We start from the raw sequence: 4,837 nt of genomic DNA on the forward strand, positions 1-4,837 counted from the left end.
GCGGCGTGCGCAGTTCGTGCGCCACATCGGCGTTGAATCCCTCCATCTGCTGGTAGGCCGCCTGCAGCCGGTCCAGCGTGCGGTTGAAGGAGCGCACCAGGTCATGCAATTCGCGGTCGGTGTCTTCCAGCGGGAGGCGGCGCGCCAGGTTGTCGGGCTGGATGCCCGCGGCCTGTTCTGACAGCCGGCGCGCCGGCGCCATGCTGCGCCGCACGGCCCAGGCCGCCAGGACGACCGTGGCGCCGACCCACAGCGCGCAGATCAGCGCGAGGGCCGTGCCGTAGGCGTAAAGAAACTGCGAACTGGTCCGGGTGCTGACCGCCACCGTCAGCTGCGCGCCGGGCAGGATGCGATCGTTCATGGCGACGCGCAGGCCGCGCATCCGGCCGCCATCGGGCGTTTCCAGCAGGACCTGGCGGCCGTCCGGGGACGCCAGCGTCTCGGGCTGGGTTCCGCCGTAGACGGCATTGCCCTGCGCGTCGACAATCCAGATGCCGAGCTGGCCTTGCCCCGCGCGCATCTGGTCGAAGGTGGCCGCCAGATCGTGCAGGCCGCTGGCGCTGTTCTGCATGTCGATCAGGTGGTCGATGAGTTCGAGCTTGCCGCTGACTTCGGTGATCTCCTGGCGCTCGACCTCGCGCTTGAGCGCCCAGAACAGGGTGGCCCCCGCAAGGCTGGAGACCAGCAGGGCGATGGCGCCCAACAGCAGCGTCAGCCGCGCCTGCATCGACCGCACGCGCGGACGGATCATCGTGGGCTGCCGCCCGGGGCGTCGCGCGATTCCAGCACATACCCCATGCCTCGCACGGTGTGCAGCAGTTTCGAGTCGAAGGGATCGTCCAGCTTGCCGCGCAGGCGCCGCACGGCCACGTCGATCACGTTGGTGTCGCTGTCGAAGTTCATGTCCCAGACCTGCTCGGCCAGGGTCGTGCGTGACAGCACCTGCCCATGCCGGCGCAGCAGCAGCGCCAGCAGGCTGAACTCTTTGGCGGTCAGGTCCAGGCGGTGGCCGCCGCGCTGCGCGCGCCTGCTGGCAAGATCCAGCTCCAGGTCTGCCAGGCGCAGCAGCGTGGGTTCCTGCGATCGGCCGCGGCGCAGCAGCGCCTGCACCCGCGCCAGCAGTTCGGAGAAGGCGAAGGGTTTGACGAGGTAGTCGTCGGCGCCGCCCTCCAGGCCGCGGACCCGGTCTTCGACCGCGTCGCGGGCGGTCAGCATCAGGATCGGCGTGTCCTTGTGCGCGCGCACCGAGGCCAGGACCTCGAAGCCGTCAACGCCGGGCAGCCCCACGTCCAGCACGATGAGGTCGTACGCGCCTTCGAGCGCGAGGTGGCGGCCGTCCACGCCGTCGCGCGCCACGTCCACGACGTGGCTTTGCTCCGACAGTCCCTTCTTCAGGTAGTCGGCCAGTTTGGGTTCGTCTTCGATGACCAGGATGCGCATGGCCAAAAATTTACCACCCGCGCGCCGCCGTCAGGCGGGCGGAATCACGCCGTTTCGGCGATGGCGATGCGGTCGGCGGGAAAGCGCAGCGAAAAGACGCTGCCCTTGCCGGGTTCGCTGGTGATGAGCAGTTCGGCGTCGTGACGCATGGCGATGTGCTTGGTGATCGCCAGCCCCAGCCCGGTGCCGCCGACGGCGCGCGAGCGGCCCCGGTCCACGCGGTAGAAGCGCTCGGTCAGGCGCGGCAGATGGCGCGCCGGAATGCCGATGCCCGTGTCCTGCACGCTGTAACACGCGCCGCCTTCGGGCTCGCGTTCCCAACGCACGGTGATGGTGCCGCCGTCCGGCGTGTAGCGCACGGCGTTGGTCAGCAGGTTGGACAGGGCCGAGGTCAGCTCGTTTTCGGCGCCCAGCACGTCCAGGGTTTCGTCGATGTGCCAGACCAGCTGGTGCCGGCCCCCCGACAGCGCTTCGATCTGCTGGCGCGCCTTCTGCAGCAGCGCGCCCATGTTGACCGCGCGCGGATCGCTGCCCGGCGACGATTCCAGCGTGGACAGCGTCAGCAGGTCTTCCACGATGGCCTGCATGCGGTGCGCCTGCTCGTGCATCATGTCGATGTACTGCTCGCGCTGCTCCTGCGGCAGCGCGTCGTCGGGCATGTCGCGCAGCGTTTCCAGAAAACCCGCCAGCACCGTCAGCGGCGTGCGCAGTTCGTGCGAGACGTTGGCCACGAAATCGCGGCGCGTGGTTTCCAGGCGTTCGATCTGCGTGACGTCGCGAGTGATGAGCAGGCGCTGGTTGCTGGCGTAGGCCGTCAACTGCATCATCATCAGCCTTTCCTGGCCTTGCTGGCCCAGCCGCACCAGGATGGGTTCGGGCCAGGATGGGCGATGCGCGTATTCCACGAATTCCGGCGCGCGCAGCAGGTTCAGAAGGTTGTGTCCGCGATCGGCCGGCAGCCGGAGACCCAGATGCTGGCGCGCCATGCGGTTGCACCAGTCGATCTGAAAGTCCTCGTTCAGCGTGACGGCGCCGTCGGGCAGGGCCTGGGCAGCAGCCAGCATTCCTTGCATGGTGTCGCGGGTTTCAGTCAGTTCACGTGCGCGGGCGCGGGTGTACCGATAGAGCGGAGCAAGGATGTCGTCCCAGGGGCCGACAGAGGCCGGCGGGGCGGAGTCGGGTTGATTGGCCCAGCGGGAGACCAGCGTCAGCCGCCAGCTGCGCCACAGCAGCATGGCGGTCAGCGAAGCCGAAAACACGACCCAGCCCGCGGGGTCTCCAATAAGCCATTGCGCCAGTAAGGCAACCACCGCCCACAGGGCGACAAATATAAGCGTGCGCAGCCAGATCATCGTGCGCCAGTTTTACCGCGTGGGGAGCTGTGCCGTAAACCGATAGCCGCTGCCGCGGACCGTTTCCACGTGCGCATCATGGCCGCTGGGTTCCAGGGCCTTGCGCAGGCGGCGGATGTGCACGTCGACCGTGCGTTCTTCCACGAAGACGTGATCGCCCCAGACCTGGTCCAGCAGCTGCGAGCGCGAGAACACGCGCTCTGGGTGCGTCATGAAGAAATGCAGGAGGCGGAATTCGGTGGGGCCGATCTGCAGAGACTGGCTGTTGCCGGACAGACGATGCGTCACCGGATCAAGCTTCAGGCCGCCGACGTCAATGACGTCGTCCGTCAGCTGCGGCGCACGGCGGCGCAGCACGGCCTTGATGCGGGCCATAAGCTCCTTGGGCGAGAAGGGCTTGGTGATGTAGTCGTCGGCGCCGGCCTCCAGGCCGTCCACCTTGTCCTGCTCGGAGCCCTTGGCGGTCAGCATGATGACCGGGACGGCGCGGGTGCGCTCGTCGTTGCGCAGCTTGCGCGCCATGGCCAGGCCGGAGGTTCCCGGGAGCATCCAATCCAGCAGGATCAGATCGGGAAGCTCGGCGCGGATCAGCGTCTGGGCCTGGTCGGCGTCGAAGGCGCGCAGCACCTTGTGGCCAGCGAAGGACAGGTTGACGGCGATCAGTTCCTGGATGGCGGGTTCGTCTTCGACGACGAGGATGGTGCTGGACATATCGAATTGGGCACACTTCTGAGCGCCGGCGCGGCGCGAACATTGCGATAGTATGGCCGCAATATTTCAGGTATGTGACCGCAGCGCGTCATTCGGCGGGTCCGGCACGCCGCAGGCGCGCGCCCGATAGGCTACCATTGACCGATATATCGGGAATTCACCATGCAAAACCCCTCCGAATCGCAACAATCCGCCGGTTCCGGCTCGACCTCGACGCACTTCGGCTTCCAGTCGGTCCCCGAAGGCGAAAAGGCCCGCAAGGTCGCCGAAGTCTTCCATTCAGTCGCCCAGCGCTACGACGTCATGAACGATTTCATGTCGGCGGGCCTGCATCGCGTCTGGAAGGCCTTCACCATCGGCCGCGCCGCCATCCGCCCCGGCATGAAGGTGCTGGACATCGCCGGCGGCACGGGCGATCTGGCGCGCGCCTTCGCCAAGCGTGCCGGCCCCACGGGCGAGGTCTGGCTGACCGACATCAACGATTCCATGCTGCGCGTGGGGCGCGACCGTCTCACTGACGCCGGCCTGCTGGTGCCCACCGCCGTCTGCGACGCCGAGCGCCTGCCGTTCCCCACCGGTTATTTCGACCGCGTCAGCGTGGCCTTCGGCCTGCGCAACATGACCCACAAGGACCGCGCCCTGGCCGAAATGACCCGTGTCCTCAAGCCGGGCGGCAAGCTGCTCGTCCTGGAGTTCTCGCGCATCGCCAAGCCGCTGTCGCCGGCGTACGACTGGTATTCCTTCAATGTCCTGCCGTGGCTGGGCAAGAAGATCGCCAAGGACGAGGCCAGCTATCGCTACCTGGCCGAATCCATCCGCATGCACCCCGACCAGGAGACGCTGGCCGACATGCTGCGCACCGCCGGTCTGGAGCGGGTGCAATATTTCAACCTGACAGCCGGCATCGCCGCGCTGCACGAAGGCGTGCGTCTGGGCTGACGCCTGGCGTCCACGGCGTGTTTCGCCGTCCCGCGGGGAACTTGTGGGGCGGCGGCTTGTCCGTTATTCTTACGCCATTCAGATTACTGTAAGAAAAGTCGCGCAGATGGTCTCGCGTATTGCGAGGCCCTCCCGTTGCTCGGGGCAGCGGGGGCGCGAGTACGAGGGAGCAAACCTATGTCCAAATTCTGTCTTTCGCGCTTTGTCGCGGCAGCGCTCATCGCCGTTTCGGGCGCTGCGCTGGTGACGGCGTCCTTTGACGCCGAAGCCCGTCGCGCCGGCGGCGGCTCCAGCGTGGGCCGTCAATCCTCCAACGTCACGACGCAGCGCCAGGCCACCACGCCGCCGGCTGCCAACAGCAACACCGCGGGCGCCACCGCCGCGCCGGCAGCCGC

5 protein-coding genes and 1 pseudogene are annotated in these 4,837 nt (G+C 67.4%); 2 read left to right on the forward strand and 4 right to left on the reverse strand.

Going from position 1 to position 4,837, the window contains the following annotated elements; genetic code table 11:
- From B3446_RS01530 to phoB, 4 genes are all read right to left on the reverse strand, one after another.
- Nucleotides 1-751 (reverse strand): HAMP domain-containing protein (locus tag B3446_RS01530; RefSeq protein WP_291376908.1); only part of this gene is annotated, 751 nt, incomplete at its 3' end.
- Nucleotides 748-1,440 (reverse strand): heavy metal response regulator transcription factor, encoded by a 693-nt coding sequence (locus B3446_RS01535; RefSeq protein WP_191579253.1) that lies wholly within the window; start codon nucleotides 1,438-1,440, stop codon nucleotides 748-750. The genes B3446_RS01530 and B3446_RS01535, both read right to left, overlap by 4 nt.
- A gap of 44 nt (nucleotides 1,441-1,484) precedes the next feature.
- On the reverse strand, nucleotides 1,485-2,792 hold the full coding sequence (gene phoR, locus B3446_RS01540) for a phosphate regulon sensor histidine kinase PhoR (RefSeq protein WP_175139426.1): 1,308 nt from the start codon (nucleotides 2,790-2,792) through the stop codon (nucleotides 1,485-1,487).
- Nucleotides 2,793-2,804: 12 nt separating this feature from the next.
- Nucleotides 2,805-3,503, reverse strand: a complete 699-nt coding sequence (gene phoB / locus B3446_RS01545) for a phosphate regulon transcriptional regulator PhoB (RefSeq protein ID WP_006227196.1) — start codon at nucleotides 3,501-3,503, stop codon at nucleotides 2,805-2,807.
- Nucleotides 3,504-3,665: 162 nt separating this feature from the next.
- On the opposite strand from phoB, the gene ubiE reads away from it, so the two are divergent.
- Together ubiE and B3446_RS01555 are read left to right on the forward strand one after the other, a co-directional pair.
- Nucleotides 3,666-4,442, forward strand: a complete 777-nt coding sequence (ubiE, locus tag B3446_RS01550) for a bifunctional demethylmenaquinone methyltransferase/2-methoxy-6-polyprenyl-1,4-benzoquinol methylase UbiE (protein WP_056564732.1) — start codon at nucleotides 3,666-3,668, stop codon at nucleotides 4,440-4,442.
- Between the two features lie 177 nt (nucleotides 4,443-4,619).
- Nucleotides 4,620-4,837, forward strand: a pseudogene (locus B3446_RS01555) (Tim44 domain-containing protein); the annotation flags it as partial.

Origin of the sequence: Achromobacter sp. UBA5777 (genome assembly GCF_002418565.1) — a bacterium.
GTDB lineage: Bacteria > Pseudomonadota > Gammaproteobacteria > Burkholderiales > Burkholderiaceae_B > Achromobacter > Achromobacter animicus.

Bases quoted from the DNA above. Each gene is read 5' to 3' on its own strand.
- phoR (WP_175139426.1), bottom strand. From the start codon at position 2,792: ATGATCTGGCTGCGCACGCTTATATTTGTCGCCCTGTGGGCGGTGGTT.
- B3446_RS01535 (WP_191579253.1), bottom strand. From the start codon at position 1,440: ATGCGCATCCTGGTCATCGAAGACGAACCCAAACTGGCCGACTACCTG.
- phoB (WP_006227196.1), bottom strand. From the start codon at position 3,503: ATGTCCAGCACCATCCTCGTCGTCGAAGACGAACCCGCCATCCAGGAA.
- ubiE (WP_056564732.1), top strand. From the start codon at position 3,666: ATGCAAAACCCCTCCGAATCGCAACAATCCGCCGGTTCCGGCTCGACC.